Source organism: Buttiauxella warmboldiae (genome assembly GCF_003818135.1).
Classification (GTDB): Bacteria; Pseudomonadota; Gammaproteobacteria; order Enterobacterales; family Enterobacteriaceae; genus Buttiauxella; species Buttiauxella warmboldiae.
The window spans coordinates 66,207-90,107 of record NZ_RPOH01000036.1 but is presented as its reverse complement, the minus strand read 5'-3'; the positions used below and the strand labels follow the sequence as shown (position 1 = coordinate 90,107).

General features: G+C 51.3%; 16 protein-coding genes and 1 pseudogene. 8 read left to right on the top strand and 9 right to left on the bottom strand.

What is annotated here, in order from left to right:
- Positions 1-40 precede the first annotated feature (40 nt).
- Positions 41-1,291, bottom strand: a complete 1,251-nt coding sequence (locus EHN07_RS10490; RefSeq protein WP_124024091.1) for an MFS transporter — start codon at positions 1,289-1,291, stop codon at positions 41-43.
- A 293-nt stretch (positions 1,292-1,584) separates the two neighbouring features.
- Between EHN07_RS10490 and EHN07_RS10485 the strand changes: the two genes are divergently transcribed.
- The 5 genes from EHN07_RS10485 to EHN07_RS10465 all read left to right on the top strand — a co-directional run bounded on the left by EHN07_RS10485 (position 1,585) and on the right by EHN07_RS10465 (position 6,714).
- The gene (locus EHN07_RS10485) at positions 1,585-2,655 is read left to right on the top strand and encodes a LacI family DNA-binding transcriptional regulator (RefSeq protein WP_124024090.1); all 1,071 of its coding nucleotides are present in this window, start codon (positions 1,585-1,587) and stop codon (positions 2,653-2,655) included.
- Positions 2,652-3,623, top strand: coding sequence for a nuclear transport factor 2 family protein (locus EHN07_RS10480; RefSeq protein WP_124024089.1), 972 nt, complete (start codon positions 2,652-2,654; stop codon positions 3,621-3,623). Before EHN07_RS10485 ends, EHN07_RS10480 begins: the two co-directional genes overlap by 4 nt.
- A gap of 150 nt (positions 3,624-3,773) precedes the next feature.
- The gene (locus EHN07_RS10475) at positions 3,774-4,913 is read left to right on the top strand and encodes a nuclear transport factor 2 family protein (RefSeq protein WP_124024088.1); all 1,140 of its coding nucleotides are present in this window, start codon (positions 3,774-3,776) and stop codon (positions 4,911-4,913) included.
- Positions 4,914-4,916: 3 nt separating this feature from the next.
- Complete coding sequence (gene hisD / locus EHN07_RS10470; RefSeq protein WP_124024087.1) at positions 4,917-6,224, top strand: histidinol dehydrogenase; 1,308 nt, start codon at positions 4,917-4,919, stop codon at positions 6,222-6,224.
- 175 nt (positions 6,225-6,399) lie between these two features.
- Positions 6,400-6,714: a hypothetical protein gene (locus tag EHN07_RS10465; protein ID WP_124024086.1), complete on the top strand. Its 315-nt coding sequence runs from the start codon at positions 6,400-6,402 to the stop codon at positions 6,712-6,714.
- Between the two features lie 72 nt (positions 6,715-6,786).
- Here EHN07_RS10465 and EHN07_RS10460 read toward each other — a convergent pair whose 3' ends face one another.
- From EHN07_RS10460 to EHN07_RS10450, 3 genes are all read right to left on the bottom strand, one after another.
- Positions 6,787-7,611 carry a transporter substrate-binding domain-containing protein gene (locus tag EHN07_RS10460; protein WP_167467305.1) on the bottom strand — a complete coding sequence of 275 codons (825 nt, stop codon included), beginning with the start codon at positions 7,609-7,611 and terminating at the stop codon, positions 6,787-6,789.
- Positions 7,612-7,935: 324 nt separating this feature from the next.
- Positions 7,936-10,098 (bottom strand): EAL domain-containing protein, encoded by a 2,163-nt coding sequence (locus EHN07_RS10455; RefSeq protein ID WP_167467304.1) that lies wholly within the window; start codon positions 10,096-10,098, stop codon positions 7,936-7,938.
- Between the two features lie 665 nt (positions 10,099-10,763).
- Positions 10,764-11,834, bottom strand: coding sequence for a LacI family DNA-binding transcriptional regulator (locus EHN07_RS10450; RefSeq protein ID WP_124024083.1), 1,071 nt, complete (start codon positions 11,832-11,834; stop codon positions 10,764-10,766).
- Positions 11,835-12,075: 241 nt separating this feature from the next.
- On the opposite strand from EHN07_RS10450, the gene EHN07_RS10445 reads away from it, so the two are divergent.
- On the top strand, positions 12,076-15,183 hold the full coding sequence (locus tag EHN07_RS10445; protein WP_124024082.1) for a beta-galactosidase: 3,108 nt from the start codon (positions 12,076-12,078) through the stop codon (positions 15,181-15,183).
- 63 nt (positions 15,184-15,246) lie between these two features.
- Positions 15,247-16,501 (top strand): annotated as a pseudogene (locus EHN07_RS10440) (oligosaccharide MFS transporter).
- A gap of 45 nt (positions 16,502-16,546) precedes the next feature.
- On the opposite strand, the gene EHN07_RS10435 reads toward EHN07_RS10440, so the two are convergent.
- On the bottom strand, positions 16,547-18,805 hold the full coding sequence (locus tag EHN07_RS10435; RefSeq protein WP_124024081.1) for an FAD-dependent oxidoreductase: 2,259 nt from the start codon (positions 18,803-18,805) through the stop codon (positions 16,547-16,549).
- Between the two features lie 63 nt (positions 18,806-18,868).
- On the opposite strand from EHN07_RS10435, the gene EHN07_RS10430 reads away from it, so the two are divergent.
- Complete coding sequence (locus EHN07_RS10430; protein WP_124024080.1) at positions 18,869-19,564, top strand: IclR family transcriptional regulator; 696 nt, start codon at positions 18,869-18,871, stop codon at positions 19,562-19,564.
- Here the strand turns inward: EHN07_RS10430 and EHN07_RS10425 are convergent.
- From EHN07_RS10425 to EHN07_RS10410, 4 genes are all read right to left on the bottom strand, one after another.
- Positions 19,533-20,870, bottom strand: a complete 1,338-nt coding sequence (locus tag EHN07_RS10425; protein WP_124024079.1) for an MFS transporter — start codon at positions 20,868-20,870, stop codon at positions 19,533-19,535. The genes EHN07_RS10430 and EHN07_RS10425 overlap by 32 nt on opposite strands.
- A 250-nt stretch (positions 20,871-21,120) precedes the next feature.
- The gene (locus EHN07_RS10420) at positions 21,121-22,116 is read right to left on the bottom strand and encodes a DUF2891 domain-containing protein (RefSeq protein WP_124024078.1); all 996 of its coding nucleotides are present in this window, start codon (positions 22,114-22,116) and stop codon (positions 21,121-21,123) included.
- Between the two features lie 35 nt (positions 22,117-22,151).
- Positions 22,152-23,138 carry a DUF979 domain-containing protein gene (locus EHN07_RS10415; RefSeq protein WP_124024077.1) on the bottom strand — a complete coding sequence of 329 codons (987 nt, stop codon included), beginning with the start codon at positions 23,136-23,138 and terminating at the stop codon, positions 22,152-22,154.
- Positions 23,135-23,863 (bottom strand): DUF969 domain-containing protein, encoded by a 729-nt coding sequence (locus EHN07_RS10410; protein WP_124024076.1) that lies wholly within the window; start codon positions 23,861-23,863, stop codon positions 23,135-23,137. Before EHN07_RS10410 ends, EHN07_RS10415 begins: the two co-directional genes overlap by 4 nt.
- Positions 23,864-23,901: the final 38 nt, after the last annotated feature.

The following is a 23,901-nucleotide window of genomic DNA, read 5'->3' as shown; positions in this document are numbered from 1 at the left end:
AACGGTAAATTCGATTTACTTCAGCGGCTAAGCGGGAGCCTTACTGGCCAGGTTTATTGGCATAGCTTTGTTCCACAGATATTTCGCGCCGCTTTTTTTCGTCCGCGTTAACCTGGCGCTGATAAACACTTTTTGCCGCCATCGGCGTCAGGCAGGCGGCCACGATGCTAAGGGCGCCAATCATCAGGTAGCCGGATGACAGATTGATATGTTGCATCATCAACCCCATCGCCACCGGGCCGACAAACATCCCGAGGGAATAAATGGTCTGGAATAGCCCCATGCGAGTGGACTGTTCATCCTCAAGGGTATTCACTACGCTCAGCGACATAAATACCGCGAAAGCCATACCAAATGAGAAGCCTGCTACTGCCTGTAACAGATAAATCACGTACATATTGCTGGTGAACGGAATACCAATACTGGAAACCACCTGCAGCAAGATGCCAATTACCGCGGTGTTCACCAGACCCAGACGCTTATAAAACACGGAGCTACATAGCGCGATCGCCAGCGCGTAGAAAATCAGATGCAGATTGCTAAGCAGGGTGAGAATCCCGGCCTTTGCCCCCAGTTGCTGCGCATAAATAGGCGTCAGCGTATCGCGGGTCGCAAAGGGAACCAGAATCACAATCGTCGCCAGCAGGCCAATCAGCCAGACTGATGAATCTGCTAACTGGCGTTTTGCGCTGTTCATACAGGCTTTCAGCGTCGGCGCACGGGCGGCATCGTGAACTTCTTTAATACGGAATGTCAGGATCAGCGCCAGCAGCGCCGACACGCTTGAAACAAAATAGCCGATATTCTTATCGAAGAAGTGAATTAACAATCCGCCGATACAGTTGCCGAGGAAGACGCCCAGCGGCCCCGCCAACGCTAATAACGCCACCGCGGCGGGAGCCTCTTTTTTATCAAAATAACGAATAAACATAATGTTATAGAGAACCCAGCTGGCTGCGGTAAAGCCATCTGCGGCTTTCGCCAGATACAGCGTTATGGCGTTAGGTTCAAAGTAGGCAATAGGCCAGGTGACCAGCGGCAGCAGCAGGCTGAACTGGATAAAGATTTTGCGGCTTTTCACCACGTCGGAAAGAATGCCAATCGGGAAGCGCGCGAATAGCGTGGCTAACCCGCTGGCCCCCATAATCATTCCCACCACTTCTGGCTGCATTCCTTCGCTGATTAACATCGGGGCGAGGAAGGCATCAATACTGTGGATACAAATGAAGAACAGCACGCTAAGGGTAAAAAACAGTCTGACTTCGGATCGACTAAACAGTGCACGAAACATGGTGGTGAACCTCTTAAAGATTAATGGGTTATAACCAATCAAGTACGGCATTAACCGGTGCAATCCTTTGTCGCGAACTCGCGTCACCGGTAAAACTGACGGCGTTTTTTTATGTTGTGACAGGTCTTGTGCATACGTATTCAAAAATTGAAGTTACAAAAAGGTTTCAGTTTTGTAAAGGTCGATAATGTAAATGTGAAAAAAATAATTTTGGCTGTTGCATACGCATGCAAAGATGGTGTAAGTATTAAAAACAGGCATTCCAGCGGGATGCGGACAAGGAATACCAGACCATGAAACGTAAGACTTTTGGCCCCGTGACTTCGCAGCAGGTGGCGCAAGTGGCGGGAGTATCACAATCAGCGGTATCGCGGACCTTTACGCCGGGGGCGAGTATTTCACCCGCAACGCGTGAAAAGGTGCTGAAAGCCGCGCGTGAGCTGGGCTATCGGCCAAACGCTATCGCCCGTTCGCTGAACACGGCCCGTTCGCGTATCGTCGGCGTCGTGATGTCCTATTTTGATAATCAGTTTTACCCGCAGGTGCTGGAAGCTCTGGCACAGAGGCTCGATGAGCTGAACTATCACCTGCTGCTGTTTGTTGGCGACCGGGACGGCAACGTCGACCGTATTTTTGACCAAATCATGCAATATCGGGTGGATGGCATCGTACTGGCTTCGGTTTCCCTTTCCGTGGAGCTTTCAGAAGAGTGCGTGGCGGCCGGTATCCCGGTGGTGCTGTTTAATCGCAGTGAAGAAAACGCCACGGCCTCAAGCGTGAATACCGATAACGAAGCCGCCGCCCGGCAGATCGCCGGGTTCTTACTGGCGGGGGAACATCAGCGTTTCGCCTATGTAGCCGGGCTCTCTGATTCTTCGGTTAATGTGGCGCGCCAGAAGGGATTTATCGAGACCTTAGAGCGCCATGGCATTGAGAATGTGCGTGTGGTGCAGGGGGATTATGATGCCAAAAAAACCGCAAAAGCGGCCCGGGAGCTGTTTTCAGCGCCGCAGCCGCCGGATGCCATTTTTGCCGCCAATGACCATATGGCGCTCACCGTGATGGATATCGCCCGGTTTGAATTTGGCCTGCGCATTCCTGAAGACCTCTCGGTGATTGGCTATGACGACACCGGTCCCTCCGGCTGGCCCTCTTATGCGCTGACGTCTGCTTCACAGCCGGTGGATGCGATGGTGAGCGCAACGATTGCGCTGCTGATGAAACAAATTGAAAGTGAAAACATTGAGCCGGAACAGCTGGTGGTTCCGGGTGTGCTGGTGGTGCGCCATTCCGCAAGGCGGCCCCGCTCCGGCATTATCGAAAAAGATGGGCTGATGCTGTTCCAGCCGCAGGAGGTTGAATGACCAGGTTGCCGGGCTTTAGCCCTCAGTTTGATTCCATACAGCAGTTTATTCTGACGCTGACCCATGTGGTGTGGGAACAGAAAGACATCGGCCAACTGGCTGATTTTTACGCCACGCCGGTGGTGTTTCACACCCCGGAAAAGCAGCTCAACGACCTTTCGCAATTTATGCGCCTGACGCTTGAAGCGATGCACAGCTTTCCGCAGCGCACGGTGTTGACCGAGGATATTCTCTGTACCCATACGCCGCAATTTGAGTATTACGCCGCCCAACGAACGTTGGCCTGTATCCAGCATCAGGGTGAAGGTTTCTTTGGGCAGCCCAGCGGCAAATCGATTTGGGTGCGCACCTGGGCAGACCGCGTGTGCGCCGAGGGTGCGGTACGCCAGGAGTGGTTGCTACAGGACCGAGCGGCAATCGTGACGCAAATTGGCATGGATGTACGCACGTTTGCTCAACAGTTGGCTGACTCGCGCCGCGAAGCGGGGCTGGAAAATGTTTCAGCCGAAGAGATGGACGCCCGCTGGGCCGGCGGCCCGGATGGGGACGACGTTGACGGCCCGCTGGCGGGACTGGTTGAGCGCTATTTGTCGATGTGGGCGGGCGGTAACAGCGGCGTGGTGCCGGGGCTTTATCATCCAGCCGCCACGTTGCACGGGCCGGGACATGTGCTGCGCACCGGGGAGCAGGATATCGGGGGCTTCCTTTCAGGCTATCGCGCTTCCTTTGCCGATAGCGAAACGAATTTACATCACCTTGTGGTGCGTCGTGACGCCAATGAGCCGGTGCGCCTGTCGCTGCGCTGGTCGTTGTTAACCTGGCATGACGGCTACGGGAAATTTGGCACACCAACCCGTCGCCCGGTTTCTATTACCGGTATTAGCCAGCTGGAATTACGTGATGGTTTAATTGTACGGGAATATCTGGGTATTGATGAATTAGCCATCTGGTCACAGATTTTTAATTAATCATATTTACTGGCGGGGAAATATTCCCTGCCAAATTCGCAGAGCAGAGAACATAAATATTATCGCCATTTGCAGGTGAGGGATAAATCTATCCCTGAATAATGCGCCCAGGCTTTATCCATAGCGCATCCAAATAACGCAGGAGGTCCTATGTCTTCAACTGAAACAACCAATAAAACGCCGGTCACTTCGGAAAAAAACCCTGTCAAAGCCACGCGCGATGAACCGGTATTACAAGTCGAACGCCGTGACTTTATTGATTTAGTTCCGGAAAAACGCCCGCGAGTACAATCGTTAAGAGGCTTTGATGATTGTTACACTGATATTGTCGATTATATCGTGCGTTGCACCCATAAAATTTGGGACGAACGTGACGTGGGTTTAATTTATACCCACTATACGCACAACTGCGTTTTATATAACGCGCTGGGCACGATGTATAACCGTGAGCAAGTGGTACAGGACACTTTGCAGCGCCTGATTGCTTTCCCGGAACGCCGCGGTATGGCGACCCAGGTTATCTGGAATGGTAACGACGTAGAAGGTTTTTATACCTCGCACCTGGTGACCGGCAGCGGTCGTCACACCCAGTATAGCCACCTGGGTAAGCCAACCAACCGCACCTTTGTTACCCGCACCGTTGCAGACTGTATGATCCACGAAAACAAGATTTATCGTGAGTGGGTCGTCAGCGACAACATGTCGCTGATGCGCCAGCTCGGTCTGGATACCGACGCAATAGCCCAGGGAATGGCAAAAGAGCAGTTTGATAAAGGGTTCCGCGTTACCGACATCGGCGAAAATCGCCGTATGGTCGGACAATATCCGCCAGAAATGGAATGCGACGTTTCTATTGCCCATACCGATACCGAAGAACAGTGCCTGCGCTGGCTGCACGAAATTTACAACCGCCGCATGCTCGGCAAGATCAAAGATGTATATGCCCCGAATGTGCAGTGGCATGGGCCACTGATGAAAGAACTTTATGGCCAGGCGGCAGTCATTCACCAGACGCTGGCGCTGATCGGCATGATCCCTGACGGCGCCTGGATGCCGCAGCACATCTGCTCCAATCCTTGTGACGAAGGCGGCACCAAAGTAGCGGTACGCTGGATTATGGAAGGCCATCATCTGGGCTATGGCGAACTGGGTAAACCAACCGGCGAACGCCTGTTTGTGATGGGCATGTCCCACTACCACATCGTAAACGGCAAAATTATTGATGAATGGGTGGTGTATGACCATCTGGCACTGCTGGCGCAAATTAAACTGGGACAAATGGGGGAGTAACAAATGGGTGTGATTTCCGCGGCTGATGTTGAATTTATCAAACGTCCACAGGGCCAGGATGTGCAGGCAGACCGCTCGTTAACTGAGACGGTACAGAATATTATCGATGAGGTGCGCAAGCGTGGTGATGCCGCGCTGCGCGACTATTCGGCAAAATTTGATCAAACCACGCCAGAGAAGTTTGAAGTTTCGCAGCAGGAGATTGCCCGCGCGCTGGCTGAACTCGACCCGCAAACCCGCAAAGATAGCGAGTTTGCCATCGCCCAGGTGAAGCGTTTTGCCCAGGCGCAGCTGGCTACCATGCAGCCGCTGGATATCGAAACGCTGCCGGGGGTGCATTTGGGGCATCGCATTATTCCGATTCAGACCGTGGGTTGTTACGTGCCGGGAGGGCGCTACCCGATTTTATCGGCACCGGTGATGTCGATTGTCCCGGCAGTGGTGGCAGGGTGTGATGAGATTATTGCCTGCCTGCCGCCGGGCGCCCATCCGGCGATGATCGCTATCTGCCATCTTGCCGGTGCGCACCGCATCTTTAAAGTCGGTGGCGCCCAGGCCATTGCCGCCATGGCCTGGGGAACCGAGTCTGTTCCGGTGGTCGATAAAGTCGTGGGGCCAGGCAACGCGTTTGTCAACGAAGCCAAACGCCAGGTATTTGGCAAAGTCGGGATTGATGCGCTTGCCGGGCCGAGCGAGATCTATGTGATAGCTGATGACAGCGCCGACCCAAGAATATTAGCCGCCGATCTTTTGGCCCAGGCCGAGCACGATGTGCATACTCGCGTTGGCATGGCGACCACCAGCCCAAAAATTGCCCAGCAAACGCTTGCGGAAATTGAACGCCAGCTAACCAATTTGCCTACGGCCGCTACTGCGGGTGAAGCCTGGAAACGGCAGGGGGAGATTGTTATCTGCCGTGATGAAGCGCAGCTTATTGCCTGGGCTGACCATATGGCCACCGAGCACCTGCAGGTGCATACGCGCGATCCCCACGCCACGGCGAGCAAGATTCGCAATTACGGTTCGCTGTTTATTGGGCAAAACGCCAGCGTGGTGTTTTCAGACAAATGCTGCGGAACCAATCACACCCTGCCCACCATGGCGGCGGCTCGCTATACCGGCGGGCTGTGGGTCGGTGCCTATGTCAAGATTTGCACCCACCAGTGGATTGACGAGTGCGGAATTGCTGCGGTAGCACAGCCCGCGATACGCCAGAGCCGTACCGAAGGAATGCAGGCCCATCGTCGCGCCGCAGAAATTCGTCTGTTACCCGATAGTATTGATGCGATAACAAATGGAGAACGTGATTAAATACTCCTTTACAGCTGAACACTATTGCGCCAATCCACCTGAAATATTTTCAACTTCAGGCTTAATGATGTTTATTCGCTTGATTAGGCTATTTCATCATTACATTATTATCGGGAAAGGGATGGGCGGTAAATGAATTACCCCCTGGTGTTACAATTAATCATGGATTTGGATTATGCTGTCACTGGATATGGAAGAAGATGTTGTCCTGCGGGTAAAAGGCATGGAAAAAATGCTGGAAGGGATTGTCCGCGAGCTCAAAGCTAATAAAGGCGTAGTGGATGAGTTTATTCGGGATGATATCGCAAGGTTCCGGCACTGTTCAAAAGATGTTATAACGCAGCATGTTCAGGTGTCGCGTAACGTGCGCAAGAAGCTGGAGGATGTCACCATCCATTCACAAAAACGCGTACGTAAAACGGCACAGAATAATTTGTTATATGGCGTATTGTGCGGAATGTCGTTCTGCATGATCCTGCAATTGTTATAATTTCATCAATGCATGGTGGGAGAAAGTTATCTTTCTCCCTTTTTTATTTTCCCCACTCGCTAAATGCAATGATTACGCCTTTTTAGTGAGGTAGTGGTACATTTCAGCAGTAAGCGGAAAATGCAGATTAATATTTTTGTCTGGCAAACTGCTGTTAAACCACTGCTCATAAAAATTTTTGAAGTCACGTCGTTTGAAACGCGCAACAAGCGTGGCGTCGACGATTTTTTTAAGTTCCAGATCGTCATGTCGCAGCATAATCCCCAGATCCTGCGGTGCGCCAGAAACCAGGTGGGATATTTGATAACCCTCTGGGTTTTCGCTGTTTTCAATCAGCTGCCGCAGAGAAATTTCATTCATCGCGGTGGCAAAGCTTTTGTGGCTGCTTAAGGCCGCAAATGAACTTTTCATTGAAGGTGGCGTGAGCAGTAAAATATTTAAATGATGTACCCGATTGAGGCTGTTAAGGTCAATTAAGTCCGTTGAGCCTTTAGCCACGCTGATTGTCCTGCCGGCTAAATCAGCATACGAATGGATGCTATTACCGGCATGAGTACCAAAGCGGGTATTGACAGAAATATAATGGTGCGAGAACAGCACCAGATTTTCACGCTTAACGGTATCGGTATTAAGCGAACAATCCATATCAATAATACGGTGGTTCAGCATCGTCGTGCGCATATTTCGCGGCACAATAATATAATTAACCGCCAGATCTTTAAGATGCAGTCTTTTTTTCAACACTTCCGTGACATCTTTGCATAAATCAACGACATATCCGACAACATGCCCGTCACTGGTTTGATAAGAGTACGGTGCCGCATCACGATAGCCAATATTAATGACGCGATGGCTGGCAATCCTGTCGAGCGTGGAGATGCTGGTCTCTGCTGGCAAAAAAGCAGTATGGCAAATTAATAATAAAGTCAATATGCTATTTAAAAAATATCTCTTTTTCATATCTCTGGGTTTTATGACCATTCGTTATCTTCGCCATCGGGCAAAGGCGAAAATTGGTTAATAAGAATAAGGTATCGCGGCAGAAATCGACCGCTGGAGTTTGGACGATAGTGGCAAATTAAACGTGATCCCTCCGGTTATGATGGGCGGTAAAAATGCTGTTTAAAAGCTCATCGGCACGGCTATTTGCAGGCGCAAGCAGGTCGAAGCTGAGAAACAAAACGGCGCCCAGAGAAAAGAATCTTTGGTTTAACCGACTGATTATAAATTGCATTTTTTTTCATTTCTTTCCTGCGCGAGTTCTGTCGCGACACAGGCATTTTCTACAGCCTTGCCAAAATAATATCCCTGAGCCGTTATTTCCCCTTCGCCCAATGCGGCAAGCAATTCATATTGTTGTCGTCTTTCAACGCCTTTGGCGGTGATTTTTATCCCACGCTGCCGTGCGTAGTGCAGCAACATGGCTACCAGCAGCCGGCTTTCCTCACATCTATCGATCGCATCAATCAAAGAACGGGCGATTTTAATATGGCAGAAGGGAAAAATAATCAGATAGTCGAGCGTTGCGAAACCTGTACCAAACTCGTCCAATACAATGCCCACCCCCAGCGCCTGGATGGCATTAAGGATGGGCAGAATGACGCTACTTTCGAGTTGTTCTGAGCCGGTAATTTCTATTTCCAGACGGGCAGGGGGCAGACCGCTCTGCTGCAATGCACTGCGGATGATATCCAGAATTTCTGGGCTACGCAGTTGATGCGGTGAGACATTCACCGCCACGCTCTTCGCCTCGGGCCAGCTAACCGCATCCATGCAGGCGTTTTTTATTAGCCATTCGCCCAGCGGCGTAATAAGCCCAATATCTTCAGAAACTGAAATAAAGTGATGGGGTTGCAGCAGCCCCCGGATGGGGTGTTGCCAGCGCACCAGCGCTTCATAACCTGCAATGCTCGCATTATCAAGACGGATAATCTTTTGATAATGCAGGAAGAATTGATTATTTCTGATACCGTCTTCAATCTCCTGGTTAAAGAGCAGGTTATTGGACGGGTTCATCGTCATGCCATGAGAATAGAAATGGAAGCGGTTGCGGCCAAAATTTTTCGAGGCGTAAAGCGCAAGATCGGCCTGGGTGAATAGATCTTCACGGGTACTACCATGAAGTGGCGCGCATGAAATACCGATACTACAGCTGATAGAGAAGGTATAGCCACCGCAGGTAAAAGGCTGACCTAAGGTATCCAGGACTTTGTGCGCCAGCATTTTAGCTTCTGAAATGGCGTCACCATTAACCTGCTGAAGAATAGCAAACTCATCGCCTCCAAGACGGATGGCCATATCACTCTCACTGAGTAGAGCAGGGAGGCGTTTACCGCATTCAACCAGCAACTCATCCCCGACCACATGGCCGTAGGTATCATTAACGGGTTTGAAATTATCCAGATCGACCAATACCAGATTAAAAGAGGCCCCTTCGCTGCTTAATTTCAACAGCCGCTCATCGATTGAATTGCGGTAGGCGACCCTGTTGGGCAGTAATGTCAGGGCGTCATGGTGCGCCATATATTCCATTTTTTGCGCCATTTCCTGCATGCGCTGCAAATATCCACGTTCGACCATGGCGACGCGCAGTTTTTCAATCGCTTTCGCCAGCTCGCCTATCTCATCTTCCCGATCCTGAAATGGCGTCACCTGGTCTGTTTGTTCATCGGCAATCAGGCTGACGGCCTGCACAAGGCGCGGAACCGGACGAAAAAGGTTACGCACCAGCCAGTTGACCACCACCACTGTGGCACCAAGAATCAAAATGAGCATCAAAAAGGTGTTTTTCAACAAGAGATTATGGGTGGCAAACAGGGTATTGCGCTCACCAATACTGCTGACAATGGCACCGATTACTTTGCCGGATAAATTCACTATCGGGATGGAGCCGACGAAATACTCTTTGCCGCCGATAATGACAAAACCACGGTAATATTCTTGTAATACCCGGCGATTTAAAGGGTCATCAACGGTAGCTATTTTTTGCGATGTCTGGGTATCAATAAGCCCCTGTTTATCATCGTACGAAAAAAGCCATGTAGGGTTGTGGGTTTGCGTTGATACCAGCATTAGCATATCTGCCGGATTGAACCCGGTCTGGATGATGGTTTCGTCATCAGAAAACGGGCGTTCGGATTCAATAGAAATGACCTGGCCTTGCGCATTCGAACGAACCGCAACGGAGGTGTAGATACTGCGAATGATGTAGCTGCTAATTTGTGAATTGGTCGCGGCCTGCTTAAACCACTGATCGTGGGAGATGCGGTTAACCTCAAAAACGCCAGCCCCTGCGCCAACGCCATAGGCAATTAAAACCCCCAGCATCAGGTAGATAGCAACTTTTCCAGTAATCGAGTGATACCAGCGATATTCTGTATGCAAGCCGGGATCCCTTTTAACAGGCGCGCCCTCTTCGTGCTGAATGGGCTCTTTATCAACCATTTTTCTATGAATACTCTTTTTTAAGCGATTAAAAATGGCTCAGGAGGTAATTGGGATAATATGATTTTTGGTTTTTATAGTTATTCATATGTTGATACTTGTAGCGCATTGCCTACATGTTGTTAGCGTAATGTATATTTACGATGCGCATAAAAATTTATGCGCCGAGAGAGTGTTTTCATTTGAGTGCGCAATTATAGGGTTCGTCAATTTCTGCGTCAACGATAAACGCTAACAGAATAATGATCTCGCTCCTGTTTACTGGTTTATTTTGTCGCTGCCTGGGATGATGCTAAAAATAGACTGATTACGCATAGCAATATCAATTATTAACCTTAACTACGCTTACATCCAGCTGAGCTATCTGGCGTTATGCCTCGGTTAGCATCTCTCCACGTCACTCATGGTTATCGGAGTTTTGTTTATCAATTTGAGGTCTCATACTCCTGGCGAGCAATGTCCATTTTTATACATTAATTATTTATGATTTTTCCCATGGCTGTCGATAAATAGAACCTGGGTGATTGATTAAACAGTACTAATCAATAAAGGTTTTAATTATTACCGGCGTTTAGCAACATTAAATCCGCCAGTGGAATGCCCATTTAGAGCTGATTAATTAACGTTTTCAGCTGGGTCACAATATCGTTCGGCATATCACGTTGCGGATAGGGATAAGTCGATTCGCGAATAACGAGACGGGTAGCAAGCAACTGCAATACCTTGCGTGGTGAAGGCGATTGCGCCATCAGCGAAGTGACGATTTCTACCGCTCGTTTGCCGAGCAAATCAAAATCCTGTGCGACAGTTGTTAATGCAGGCTGGAAAAAGAGGCTGTCGGCGGTATCGTCATAGCCGGTGACTGAAATCGCGCTTGCCCCCGTGCGTTTAAGTTGAGCCAGCGCACTCAATACGCCTAATGCCATCTGGTCATTTGCCACGATAATGGCGCTGATTCGAGGGTTGGCATGGATCAGCTCAAAGGTTTTTGCCCAGCCGCTACTGGCGCTCCAGTCACCCCATGCGGTGACGGCATTTATTACGCCAAACTGATGAAGCGACTCGCGCCAGCAACCGAGGCGCAGGCGGGCAGAAATAGATGCTGCCGGGCCCGCTAACAAGCCAAATTGTCTGTGCCCCAGCTCCCACAAATGCTTTACGCAGGCGCCAGAACCCTCCTGGTGATCGAAGCGCACACAAGATACGTCGGTTTCTGGCGGAACATCCAGAAACAGGCAGGCCTGATCGTCATTTTCTCGCGCCAGCCTCTCAGCAAGCGAGCTCTCAAGCGGCAAGTTTGCAATCACACCGCGAATGTTTTGCGCGCGAAATTCGTTAAGTATTGCCTGCAATGCTTCGTACTCTGCGTCTTTTGGCATGGCAACAGAAACCTGCAACTGCTGCTCTTCGGCGTGGCTTTTGATAGCTGCGGCAATTTGCGACGGGGCATGGTAGGTGAGAGAAGAGGTAATAAGCCCGATCGCAGGCATGATTTTGCCCGCCAGCAGTTGGGCTGAACGGTTCGGCACATAGTGCAAAACGGTCATCGCGTGCAGCACTTTTTCGCGGGTACGGGACGATACCAAATCCGGGTTGTTCAGCACCCGTGAAACCGTTTGCTGAGAAACGTCCGCTTTACGGGCCACATCGTTCAACGTTGCCTGTCGATTATTCATTGTTACCTCTTTTTGCGCCGCATAATGCGTGTCGGACCCTGTCGCGTCAAGGGGGGAGTTTATAAAATGTATAGCGCTAACATTTAATGTCATCATAACGACAAAAATGCTGATTAATCGACCGCTTTTGCGATCGCCCCTGGAATTGATAAAAGCTCTAATTGCCAGGGTATACGATCGTCTGTCTAAATTTACCTGATTGTATTGCGCATAACATTTAAATAATGACAGGTGGATCGGCATGACGCAAAGTTCGGGCTTTTTTGACCCAGAATCAGAGTTTGTAGCAGTTCTTCACCGCCGCGACTGGCAGCAGCAAGCGGTGACGCATATCAACCGCTTACCCGCGCATCCTCCGTTTCGGGGATGGCGTGAAATCAGTGCCGCGCGAGATGAGCAGCCATCCCGCTATTGTTGTTCACTGGATGGTGACTGGCAGTTTAGCTGGCGCGCAAAACCACAGGCAGTCGACGCCAGCTGGCTGCAACAGGATCTGGAGGATGCGCGCACTGTCACGGTGCCGTCAAACTGGCAAATGACCGGTGACGACGCACCGATTTATACTAACGTGCGTTATCCCATCGAAACCACACCGCCGCTGGTGCCAGAGGAAAATGCCACCGGATGTTATACCCGCACGGTTGAAATCTCAGCAGAGTGGCTGACCTACGGGCAAACACGCATTATTTTTGAGGGGGTAAATTCTGCTTTTCATTTGTGGTGCAACGGCAAATGGGTGGGATATTCAGTCGATAGCCGTTTACCCGCCGAATTCGATCTGACCCGGTTTTTGCACGGTGGGGAAAACCGCCTTTGTGTGATGGTGTTGCGCTGGAGTGCCGGAACCTGGCTTGAGGATCAGGACATGTGGCGTATGAGCGGTATCTTCCGTTCTGTTTCACTGATCAATTTGCCACAGATTCACCTGACGGATATGCAAATAACCCCGGTACTGGATGCGCTGTATCGCGATGCTGAACTTAATATCGACATCGCGGTGGCGGCACCCGTTTCATGTTTAGCCACGCTGGAGGTTGAAGCTACCCTCTGGCAGGGAAACCAGCAAATTGCCGCAGTCCGTCAACCTCCTGGCACGCCGATGATTGATGACCGGGGAAATTATGCTGAACGTGTGTATCTGAAATTACCTGTTGTGCGTCCACGGTTGTGGAGCGCAGAAACGCCCAATTGTTATCGCGCCGTAGTCGCGGTGTGGCAGGGCAACGAACTGATTCAGGCTGAAGCTTGCGATGTGGGCTTTCGTCAGGTTGAGATCAAAAATGGGCTGCTGCGGGTTAATGGCAGACCGTTGCTGATTCGTGGCGTTAACCGCCATGAACATCACCACCTGCACGGCCAGGTAGTGAGCCCGGCGGATATGATGCAGGACATTTTGTTGATGAAGCAAAACAACTTTAATGCCGTCCGCTGCTCTCATTATCCGAACACGGCGCTGTGGTACCAGCTGTGCAATCGCTACGGTCTGTATGTAGTTGATGAGGCGAATATTGAAACGCATGGCATGGTGCCGATGAACCGTCTTTCTGACGATGCAAGTTGGCTACCGGCTTACAGCGCCCGCGTCACGCGCATGGTGCAGACTAACCGCAACCACCCCTGCATTATTATCTGGTCTTTGGGAAATGAGTCCGGCTACGGCGCAAACCATGATGCGGTTTATCACTGGCTAAAGAAAAACGATCCGTCGCGTCCGGTGCAATATGAAGGCGGGGGCGGAGATACGGCGGTGACCGATATTATTTGCCCGATGTATTCACGCGTTGATACGGATTTGATTATTCCGGCAGTACCGAAATGGGCGATTAAAAAGTGGATAAGCCTGCCTGGTGAACAGCGCCCGTTGATCTTGTGCGAATATTCTCACGCCATGGGAAATAGTCTGGGAAACTTTGCGGATTACTGGCAGGCATTCCGTGAATATCCGCGTTTGCAGGGCGGGTTCATCTGGGACTGGGCGGATCAGGCTATCATGAAAACCTTCGACGATGGTACGCAGGGCTGGGCCTATGGCGGAGATTTTGGCGACGCGCCTAACGATCGACAGTTCTGCATGAACGGCCTGGTTTTCCCCGATCGCACACCTCATCCTGCACTGTTTGAAGCCAAACATGCGCAGCAATACTTCCAGTTTGAGTTACTCAGCCAGCAGCCTCTTAAAGTGCGGATCGACAGTGAATATTTATTCCGTCATACCGATAATGAAACGCTGTACTGGCGCATTGAAGCTGCGGGGCTTCCTGTGCTAAACGGGTGTGAAACGCTGTGTATCGAAGCCGAAGGTGTCGTTGAGCTGACATTAACTGAACACCTGAATTTTCCTGCCGGGGCGCAAGATGTCTGGTTAACGCTTGAAGTCATCCAGCCGCACGAAACGCCGTGGTCAGCTGCCGGGCATCGCGTGGCGTGGCAGCAGTTTTCTCTCGCTGCACCTCTGGCGTTAACATCCAGAGCCGCTTCTGCTAATGCTCCCATGCTGAGCACCTCTACCAGCCGATTTACCATTCAGGCTGCAGGCCAGCAGTGGCAAATCGATCGTTCCAGCGGCCTGCTTTGCAGCTGGTTGAAAGAGGGGGATGAGCAGTTGATGCAGCCGCTGCGCGACAACTTTGTCCGTGCACCCGTCGACAACGACATTGGGGTAAGTGAAGTGACGCGCATCGATCCAAATGCGTGGGCTGAACGCTGGAAAAGCGCCGGGTTGTATCATCTGGAAACGGAGTGCGTGCGTTGTGAAGCGATTCACTTTGGCGACGATATTGTGGCGATCAGCGAGTGGCGCTATCACAATCATCAAGGTGTGGCGATTGTAAGCTGCTGGCAGATGCGCTTTGACGGCCATGGAAAATTACACCTTACCGTTACGGGCGAACGCGCCGAAACGCTACCGCCGCTCCCTCGTGTCGGGCTGGTTTTCAAGGTCAAACCGCAAAGCGATGATGTTAGTTGGCTGGGGCTTGGGCCGCATGAAAACTACCCGGATCGCCGTAGTAGCGCGTCCTTTTCCCGCTGGACATTGTCGCTAAACGAGATGAGCACGCCGTATATTTTCCCGACGGAAAATGGATTGCGTGGCGGAACAAAATCGCTGGATTGGGGCATCTGGCAGGCCCGTGGCAATTTCCATTTCTCCGTTCAACCCTGGAGCATGGAACAGCTGATGACGGTTTCACACTGGCACAGGATGGTGCCAGAAGAAGGCGTATGGATTTCCCTCGATGCGCAGCATATGGGGGTCGGCGGTGATGACTCCTGGACACCCAGCGTGCTGAAGAAATGGTTGTTGCTGGACACCAAATGGCACTACCAACTGACTCTTAGCCTTAAATGAACGGCAGAGGGGAGAAGCTCCCCTCAATGCTCAACCCATAAATAATAAAAATGGAAATACCCTATGAAACTGTCAGCGCTTAGTCGTCGGGAACAACATAATTTTATCTATTTTATGCTGTTCTTCTTTTTCTACTATTTTATTATGTCTGCCTACTTTCCTTTTTTTCCGGTATGGCTGGCAGATGTAAACCACTTAACTAAAACCGAAACCGGTATGGTGTTTTCTTCGATCTCTTTATTCGCCATTGTCTTTCAGGTTGCCTTTGGTTTAATTTCAGATAAGTTAGGATTACGTAAGCATTTACTCTGGTGTATCGTGGTACTGTTGGTTCTGTTTGCACCTTTTTTTATTTACGTGTTATCACCGCTATTACAATTCAATATTTATCTTGGCGCGATGGCGGGCGGGATGTATCTGGGCTGTGTCTTTTCCGGCGGCTCCGGTGCGGTGGAAGCCTATATTGAACGTGTGAGCCGTAATAACCGCTTTGAATACGGTCAGGTCCGCGTTTCAGGCTGTGTAGGTTGGGCTATCTGTGCTTCGTTAACCGGTATTTTATTTAGTATCAACCCGAATATTACCTTCTGGATTGCTTCCGGCTTCGCGCTGGTGCTGGCAGTGCTTTTATTGCTCTCGAAACCCGAACCTGAAATAGAGCCTGAGCCTGATGAAACAGGTGGCAGCAAACAGTCAGAATTCTCACTATATATGGTAGTGGAACTGTTGAAGCTGCCGCGCTTCTGGGCATTCTTGTTATATGTGGTTGGCGTTGCCAGTATTTATGATGTGTTTGACCAGCAGTTTGCTAACTTCTTTAAAGGTTTTTTCTCCTCGCCGCAAAAAGGCACTGAGATATTTGGTTACGTCACTACCGGGGGCGAATTACTGAATGCCACCATTATGTTCTTCGCTCCTTTCATTATTAATCGCATCGGCGCTAAGAATGCCCTGCTGGTGGCGGGGGTGATTATGTCCGTAAGAATAATCGGCTCCTCATTTGCCACGACCAGTATTGAAGTTATTTTTCTGAAAATGCTGCATATGTTTGAACTGCCATTTTTGCTGGTGGGTACGTTCAAATATATTTCATCAGTGTTTGACCCGCGTCTGTCTGCGACACTGTTCTTAATTGGTTTCAACTTATCCAAGCAGCTTTCGGGCGTGGTGCTTTCGGTTTGGGCGGGTTCGATGTATGACTCGGCAGGCCTATCTGACGTTAGGTTTGATCACCGCCTGCTTCACGGCAATCTCATTCTTTACGTTGCGTAACTCTCCGCGCAGCCAGTTTTTGCCCCGGGAAGTCAGCAAAGCGTAGTAGTTGAAGGAAAGCCACCGCAGGTTGATACTGCGGTGGCTTTTTTTAGCGGACGCTCAGCGAGTAAAGGGCGGCGATGCTGCCCGCTGTGTTCAAGATTTCCAGCTTGAGCCGTTGGGCGCTGATGGGCTGAGGCCAACGGTGTTCACATACCGAATGACGGTTGTTGGTGACTTCCGTCAGCAGGGTATCGTCGGCCCACAGGCGGTAGTGGGTTACACAATGTGGCATTACCGCCAGGGCATGGCCCATCTGTACGGTTTCCATGGCATTATCGAAATCGTTATCAAACACCAGAGTTAGCGCATATACCGTCTGCGGCTTTTCCCAACGCCAGGTCACGGTTGGTAAGCTATCGGTTGCGGCAGGCACCCATGCATTGGCGTGTTGCTCCGGGCGCAAGCGTCCGTTGAGCAGGTTTTCTGCGGCGTAACAGCGCAGTGGCGATGCGAGGCGCAGGGCCGGGAGTATTTGATTAGGCTGGCGACGCGGAAGCCAGAAATCGAACTCATCCACGCCATAATCACCGTCAGCGAGCTGGCGCGTATGCTTCGCAACCCTGGCGTTCAGGCTGTTAAACACAGTCATAATACCGGGTAGCTGTACGTCGGTTAGTGCGATTTCAATGTGCTCATTGCTTTCAAACGCGATAAAAACATATTCATCACGCGTACTTTGGTACTGGAACTTCACGCAATATTCACCCGCCTCGAATACCGATATTTCGCGTTCATCCAGAGGCATATCCGGCGTGAAATTACCCGCACGTTCACTGCCTGACAGGCTAATTTTAAGCTGCTGTAATGAATCGGCACGCAAGGTGAAATTCAATTCTGGCAATGTTTCACCTGCTTTGAGCGGCAGGAGTAACGCCATGCGTTCATTTAACCCATTCCAGACACCGTTTGTGGGTAATTGAGTTAATTGCCATTCGCTGCTGGCGGTTACCATTGCGCCGTTAGTCGGGTCATTCAACCACTGGCGAGGAATGTAACAACCAGTTTGTTGCAAATGCTGTTGCAGGGAGCCGATGCGGTTTTGTTCTGCCAGCTGTGGGGCATTGATTCGCTGCTGGTGGCATAAGGCTGCTGCCCGGCCAACCACTTCCCCTAATAGTCCACAGGTACACATCACGCGGGCGCTGCCAAAAGCCACATGCGAGGCGGAAATAAGGCGTCCTGTCAGGAACAAGTTCTCCAGCGAGCGGCTATAGAGACTACGGTAAGGAATGGTGTAAGTGCCTTTGCTATGGAATTGGCGGCAGCCGTCGTGTTTGCTATAAACGCCGTCTGCGGGATGCAGATCGATTGACCAGCCGCCGTAGGCCACCGCGTCGTAATGGTCGCGCTGCTCAATAATATCTTTTTGGCAGAGCATATGGTCGCCAACAAATCGGCGGCTTTCGCGTTTACCGGGGATTGAACCGACCCATTCGATAGTCATGTTTTCAGCATCAGGGAATTGTCCTGAGTTTTTAATGTAATCCCACACGCCCCAGACGATTTTCCACAGTTCCCACTTAATTTCTTCGCTGTCATGAATGGTATCAAGGCGGCCTCCCCATTCCAGCCACCACAAATCACAGCCGTTAAGCGTGGAGGTGAGGCGTGTGTAGCGGGGAATTTCTTCGATGTCTTTCAGCGCGAAAGAGGGCGGGATGAAGTTAACCGGGGCGCTGCTTTTCCTGGTGTAGAAATAGATTGAGTGCCCAAGTTTGTGGCCGAAATTATCACCCGGCGCCATTTTTTCATCAAACTCTTCCAGGTCTTCTGCACCTACGCGGTATTCTGCCCCGGCCAGATGGCCGAGTACGCCATCGCCCGTCGCATCGCAAAATTGTGTGGCGGCAATATTATAAAAGGTTTCGTTAATCGCGTTGAAGCCTTTGGCATGGGTAATACGTTTCCCTGCGGTTTCCACTTCGAATAAAGCCGTATTGAGCAGCAGCGTCAGGTTGGGTTCGCTACGGGCCATATCTAACAACAGCAGGTCGAACATTACCGGGTTTCCTTCTTTATTCCGGTAAACGTTCTCTTCCATGATTTCGCCCATGATGCCGCCTTCGCGCGACCAGCGGTTATTGTTGCCCATATGCGAGGTGGCGCCGTTGGCCCACAGCCGGATTTCGCTTGAGGCATTGCCACCCAGAACCGGACGGTCCTGTACCAACACCACCTGCAAGCCATCACGTGCGGCGGCAAGGGCCGCACATAGCCCGGCAAGACCGCCGCCGGCGACCAGCAGGTCTGTTTTTAATTGTTGAGAAGGAAATTCCCTGGAGTGGGTTTGCTGAAAAATTTGCATAAAGTTTGTTTCCTGTAAAACTGACGATAAAATCGTGGCTCTTAAATTAATTTGAAGCGCGCTATGTCATCACAACCGAATCAAAGTCTTATCGACGGTATCCGTTGCTTGCAGTATCTGGTGACCAGTGGCCGGGCGATTGGTTGCCGGGAACTGGCGCGTCTGATGGGGATTAATGCCACCCGCGTGAATCGCCTGTTGATGACCATGGCGGCGATTGGCCTGACCCAGCAGGATGAACAGCGCCGCTATTTGCCAGGCCCTGGCATCCACGCTCTGGCGGCGCAGGCGATTCGTGGTTCGGCATTGTTCTCCCAGGCCTTGCCTTTGCTCGAGCGCCACGCGCCAAAAGACATCGTGGTGGCACTCGGCGTGCTGTGGGAAGACCAGGTTATCTATATCTATCACTCCGAACCGGGTAGCCAGATGAGCCAGGCGCTGGCCGGTTTCCATACGCTTCCGGCGTGGCAGTCGGTTATCGGGATGGCGCTGCTTGCCGGTGAAACAGACGAGGCATTGCAGCCGCGCTTCTCGCCTGAACACTGGCAGCAGATGGCTCCCAAACTTGCCCAGCAACGTGAATCTGGCCACGTTGTCTGGCGGCACGAAGATGGCGAGCTTTCGATGGCCCAGCCTCTTGGCGCCCATAACGCCGCTATCGCGTTTGCCGGAATGTGGAACGTCGATGAAGAACAAATTGTTCCGCGCCTGGCTCAACTCAATCAGCTTACCGCGCAACTCGTGACCCCTGCGGTTTAACCTCTGGCGGCGAGTCCAGATCGATACGCCCAACCACAAACAGGTAAGAGCAAATCCCAAGCCCCGCCAGAATGGCGATGAATGCCAGCGCAGGGGCAAAGTTATGCCCGTCTATCAAGGCGCCAATCGCTATCGGCACCACGATGGAAGACAACGCGCCGGTAAAGTTGAAAACGCCGCCTGCCAGACCGATAAGATGGCGTGGCGCGAGGGCGGTCACAAAGACCCAGGTGATGGTGGCAAGGCCGTTACCGAAGAAGGCAATCGACATGAAAAGTATGATTAGCGCTGGGTTATCGGTGTAGTTGGCGCCGAGAATAAATAATGTTAACGACATGCCAAGGATCACCGGGGCTTTACGGGCAAAACTTGCACTGACGCCGCGTTTGATTAAACGGTCTGACACAAATCCCGCCAGCAAAACGCCGAAGAATGCCGCCAGATAAGGTACGGATGCGATATAGCCGGACTTAATAAAATCCATATGGCGATATTGCACCAGATACGTTGGGAACCAGGTCAGGAAGAACCAGAAGGTGGCAGAGATGGTGAACTGACCGAAGTAAATACCAATCAGTTTACGACTGCTGAACATCAACGCCAGATCGCTCCATGCGAACTTGCGTTTCGCGGCTTCCTGACGGCTTTCCAGAATCGCGCCGCCCTGGCGAATATGATCCAGTTCGGCCGGTGAGACGCCTTTGTGTTCCAGTGGTTCACGGTACAGGCAATACCACACCACTGCCCACGCCATGCCGACGATACCGGTAATCAAAAACAATCCGCGCCAGCCATACAGGTCCTGCACATGGAACAGTAGCGGCGTCATGCAGGCAAGGCCAACAAACTGCGCGGAAGAGTAAATACCGATGGCGCTGGCGCGTTCGTTTTCCGGGAACCAGCTGGAAATGACGCGGTTATTGGAAGGCATAACCGGGGCTTCGAAAGCGCCGACGCCAAGACGTAAACCGACCAGACTGCCAAAGCTGTTGGCAACGGCATGGAGCGCGGTAATCAGTGACCAGACAAACAGCCCGACGCCGTAAACAATGCGCGAGCCGAAGCGGTCGATAACAAAGCCGCCGGGAATCTGGAGCGCGGCGTAAATCCAGCCGAAGGCGGAGAAAATCAGCCCCATTTGCAACGGTGTGAACTGCAAGTCTCCGGCCATTTGCGTGGCGGCAACCGAGAGGTTAGTGCGGTCCATGTAGTTAATAATGATATTGATGAAAACCAGTCCGAGTACCAGAAATCGGACACGCCCGGTATTTTTTATCTTTGCTGTTGAAAGCGGTTGTTCTGCCATATCAATGTTCTCTTTGTTTTTGTTCTCACGGCCTGTTTTGGCAACAGAGTGGGGTTTTATTATCTTTCTGTGTTTCTTTTATAGAAACGCAAAAGCGTGCGCAAAGAGAAATTGCCTGAATTGTGATCGGCATAAAATTTATCGGGTGAATGAATTTGAGAAATCAGAGGTGATGGGTTACTGCACCGGAGAGCAGTTTCCCCGTACTTGAGTGTGCGGGGAAAGTATTACAGATGAAGGTTCGGGGAAACTATTCCAGCGCCAGCATGGCAAAACTGGCTAACCAGTGTCCACCGCTGTAATGGCTGCCGACTACGTGATCAATACTGGCTTCCAGGTGGCGGGTTATCGCTTGTAGCAACGCTTGTTGGGCGGGGTGTTCAGCAGGTAATGCGGCGGCAATACGCTTGAAACACCATGTGCGGCTGAGATTAAGCCCATCGAGATGCGCAATTTTAGGGTCGGTGCGGTCGCTGACAATCGCCGGGTGCATCAGCGCATTGATACCCGCCAGTTCCGGCAGGAAGCGGTCAAACCAGCCGGCAAAATCAGTGCTCACCTGGCTCATCAGTAGCGCTTCGCACAGCGCGCCTGAAACGTACTCATCACCGCCGGGTTCATAATGAGCCGGGTAATTCACGTCGTGCTGATAGAAGCGCTTAGCGCCATTAACAATTGCCGTCTCAAGTTCCGTATCCTGGCGCGACCGGGCGTAATCCAGCCCTAAAACCAGAGCAAAAGCGGTGTTGTAATGTGTACCGACACGAATCGGATAGGTTAACTTTTCCAGGTAACCTATCAGACGCGCGCGAATATCCTGGGTCAGTGGCTCCAGCAGCGTGGCCCAACCTTTTGCCTGCGGCACCGTGGATTCCGCCAGCTCTTGTGCCAGCGCCAGCAGCCAGCCATATCCATAAGGGCGTTCAAAAGAAGAACGGAATGGGGCGGTAAAATAGGCCAGTTCGCGGGCTACATTGGCTTCGGTAAAATGTTCATCAAACAGATTAATGATGGCGTGGCGGGAAGGGAGATCCGGGTAACGGCGCAGGCAACGTAGCAGCAGCCAGTAACCGTGTACCGCCGAATGCCAGTCAAAACAGCCATAAAAAATCGGGTGTAATTCCCGGGGCGGCAACACATCGCCATCACTATTGAGCAAATGCATAATATGATTGGGATATTCCTGGCGTAGAAACGCCAGCGGCATGTTGGCAAAAGCTTCAGCCTGAATCGGGCTTAATGACATAAAAACTCCTTTGAGATTCATCGTTTTTCAGTGCTTTAGCGGAATGACAGGAAGTACATCAGGAACACGTTCGCCAGCAGTATGGCCAGGGCGCTCGGGATCTGGATCTTGATGACCTGATATTTATCTTTAAGCTCAAGCAACGCGGCCGGAACAATATTGAAATTCGCAGCCATCGGCGTCATCAACGTGCCGCAGTAGCCTGCGTACATCCCAATCGCCAGCAATGGCGCCGGGTCTGCGTGGTGATGCGTAATAAGAAACGGCATCGCGATACCTGCCGTTAAAACCGGGAATGCAGCAAAAGCGTTACCCATAATCATGGTAAATATCGCCATGCCCACGCAGTAAATAACGACCAGCATGAAGCGGTTTCCCGGGTCAACAAACAACTCGACCACTTTGCGTACCGACTCGCCGGTATCGGCGACGATAAACACGCCGCCGAGCATCGCCAGCATCTGCGGTAAAATTATTGCCCAGCCCACGGTGTCAACTATTCGGCGCGATTGCGCGATAGCCTGTACCGGAGAGCCTTTTGTGATCCACCATCCGGTTAAAATTGCCGCCACGCTTGCCACACAAAGCGAGGCCAGCGTGAGCTGTTTTTGATCAAGCAGATAGACGCCGCCAATAGACACGTTTTTCATGAACAGCGTGCAAATAACGGTGATGACGGGGATCAGCAACGCGGGTAAGAATAGCCAGTTTTTGATACGTGAGGCGGAGGCTTCGCGTTGGGCATCGGTCGCCATTGGGTAGTGGCCTTTGCCCACTAAACCGCAACCTGCCAACAGGGCAATGACAATCACGCTGCCGCCAATGATCCGGTAGGCCAGCGATTTACCGAGGTTTTCTACCATCAGGTCGCCAAACAGGAAAATCGCACCGAATAAAAACCAGAAGAGTGCGGTGGTGAAGCGTTTAGGGTTGCCGCGATCGCGCAGGGTCATCACCACCAGAATCATAACGATGATGCCAATCAGGTAATAAACCCGGTTGATGGTCAACAGAGTGCTCATTTAGTCACCTCTTTTATTTCCGCTTCTTGCTGAACACGCCAGGCCATCACATCGCGATGCAGGCTCGCATCAAGCCGAGTGAGGCGGAACATATGGATAATCAGCGCGGCAATCGCGGTAGGAATAGCCCAAAGGCCAATATGGAGCGGTTCAATATTCGCAATCCCGTTCTCTTTCAAAAAGGCATCAATCAGCAGCACCGCGCCGAAGGCGATAAAAATATCTTCGCCAAAAAAGACGGCGATATTGTCGCAGGCCGCGGCATGGGCTTTGATTTTATCGCGTATATGCTGGGGGAGTTCACCGTACTTATTCAATGCCGCCCCTTCCGCCATTGGGGCTAGCAGTGGGCGAACGGTTTGTGCATGCCCGCCGAGAGACATCAGCCCAAGCGCGGCAGTTCCCTCGCGGCCAATAAAATAGAGCATCAGAATGCGTGCTGAAGTGGCGCTGGCAATTCTGGCAATCCAGGCCTGGGCGCGTTCTTTCAGGCCGTAATATTCCAGCAGGCCAATCACCGGTAAGATCAGAATAAAGGTGGCGAGGGAACGGCTATTAAAAAATTTCTCGCCGAAGGTTTCCAGTAGCATGCCGAAGTCCATTCCTACGGCAAGTCCAGTTGTTAATCCTGCTATAACGACGACAATCAGCGGATTGAATCGTAAAGCAAAACCGATAACCACAACGGGGATCCCGATGAGCGGTAAAAGCGTGGCGCTATCCATTATTTTTACCCTGTCTATGTATGTTGTGTTTTTAGGAC

Excerpts from the sequence above, each read along its gene's own strand:
- EHN07_RS10490 (WP_124024091.1), bottom strand. The coding sequence starts at position 1,291 with ATGTTTCGTGCACTGTTTAGTCGATCCGAAGTCAGACTGTTTTTTACC.
- EHN07_RS10485 (WP_124024090.1), top strand. The coding sequence starts at position 1,585 with ATGAAACGTAAGACTTTTGGCCCCGTGACTTCGCAGCAGGTGGCGCAA.
- EHN07_RS10480 (WP_124024089.1), top strand. The coding sequence starts at position 2,652 with ATGACCAGGTTGCCGGGCTTTAGCCCTCAGTTTGATTCCATACAGCAG.
- EHN07_RS10475 (WP_124024088.1), top strand. The coding sequence starts at position 3,774 with ATGTCTTCAACTGAAACAACCAATAAAACGCCGGTCACTTCGGAAAAA.
- hisD (WP_124024087.1), top strand. The coding sequence starts at position 4,917 with ATGGGTGTGATTTCCGCGGCTGATGTTGAATTTATCAAACGTCCACAG.
- EHN07_RS10465 (WP_124024086.1), top strand. The coding sequence starts at position 6,400 with ATGCTGTCACTGGATATGGAAGAAGATGTTGTCCTGCGGGTAAAAGGC.
- EHN07_RS10450 (WP_124024083.1), bottom strand. The coding sequence starts at position 11,834 with ATGAATAATCGACAGGCAACGTTGAACGATGTGGCCCGTAAAGCGGAC.
- EHN07_RS10445 (WP_124024082.1), top strand. The coding sequence starts at position 12,076 with ATGACGCAAAGTTCGGGCTTTTTTGACCCAGAATCAGAGTTTGTAGCA.
- EHN07_RS10435 (WP_124024081.1), bottom strand. The coding sequence starts at position 18,805 with ATGCAAATTTTTCAGCAAACCCACTCCAGGGAATTTCCTTCTCAACAA.
- EHN07_RS10430 (WP_124024080.1), top strand. The coding sequence starts at position 18,869 with ATGTCATCACAACCGAATCAAAGTCTTATCGACGGTATCCGTTGCTTG.
- EHN07_RS10425 (WP_124024079.1), bottom strand. The coding sequence starts at position 20,870 with ATGGCAGAACAACCGCTTTCAACAGCAAAGATAAAAAATACCGGGCGT.
- EHN07_RS10420 (WP_124024078.1), bottom strand. The coding sequence starts at position 22,116 with ATGTCATTAAGCCCGATTCAGGCTGAAGCTTTTGCCAACATGCCGCTG.
- EHN07_RS10415 (WP_124024077.1), bottom strand. The coding sequence starts at position 23,138 with ATGAGCACTCTGTTGACCATCAACCGGGTTTATTACCTGATTGGCATC.
- EHN07_RS10410 (WP_124024076.1), bottom strand. The coding sequence starts at position 23,863 with ATGGATAGCGCCACGCTTTTACCGCTCATCGGGATCCCCGTTGTGGTT.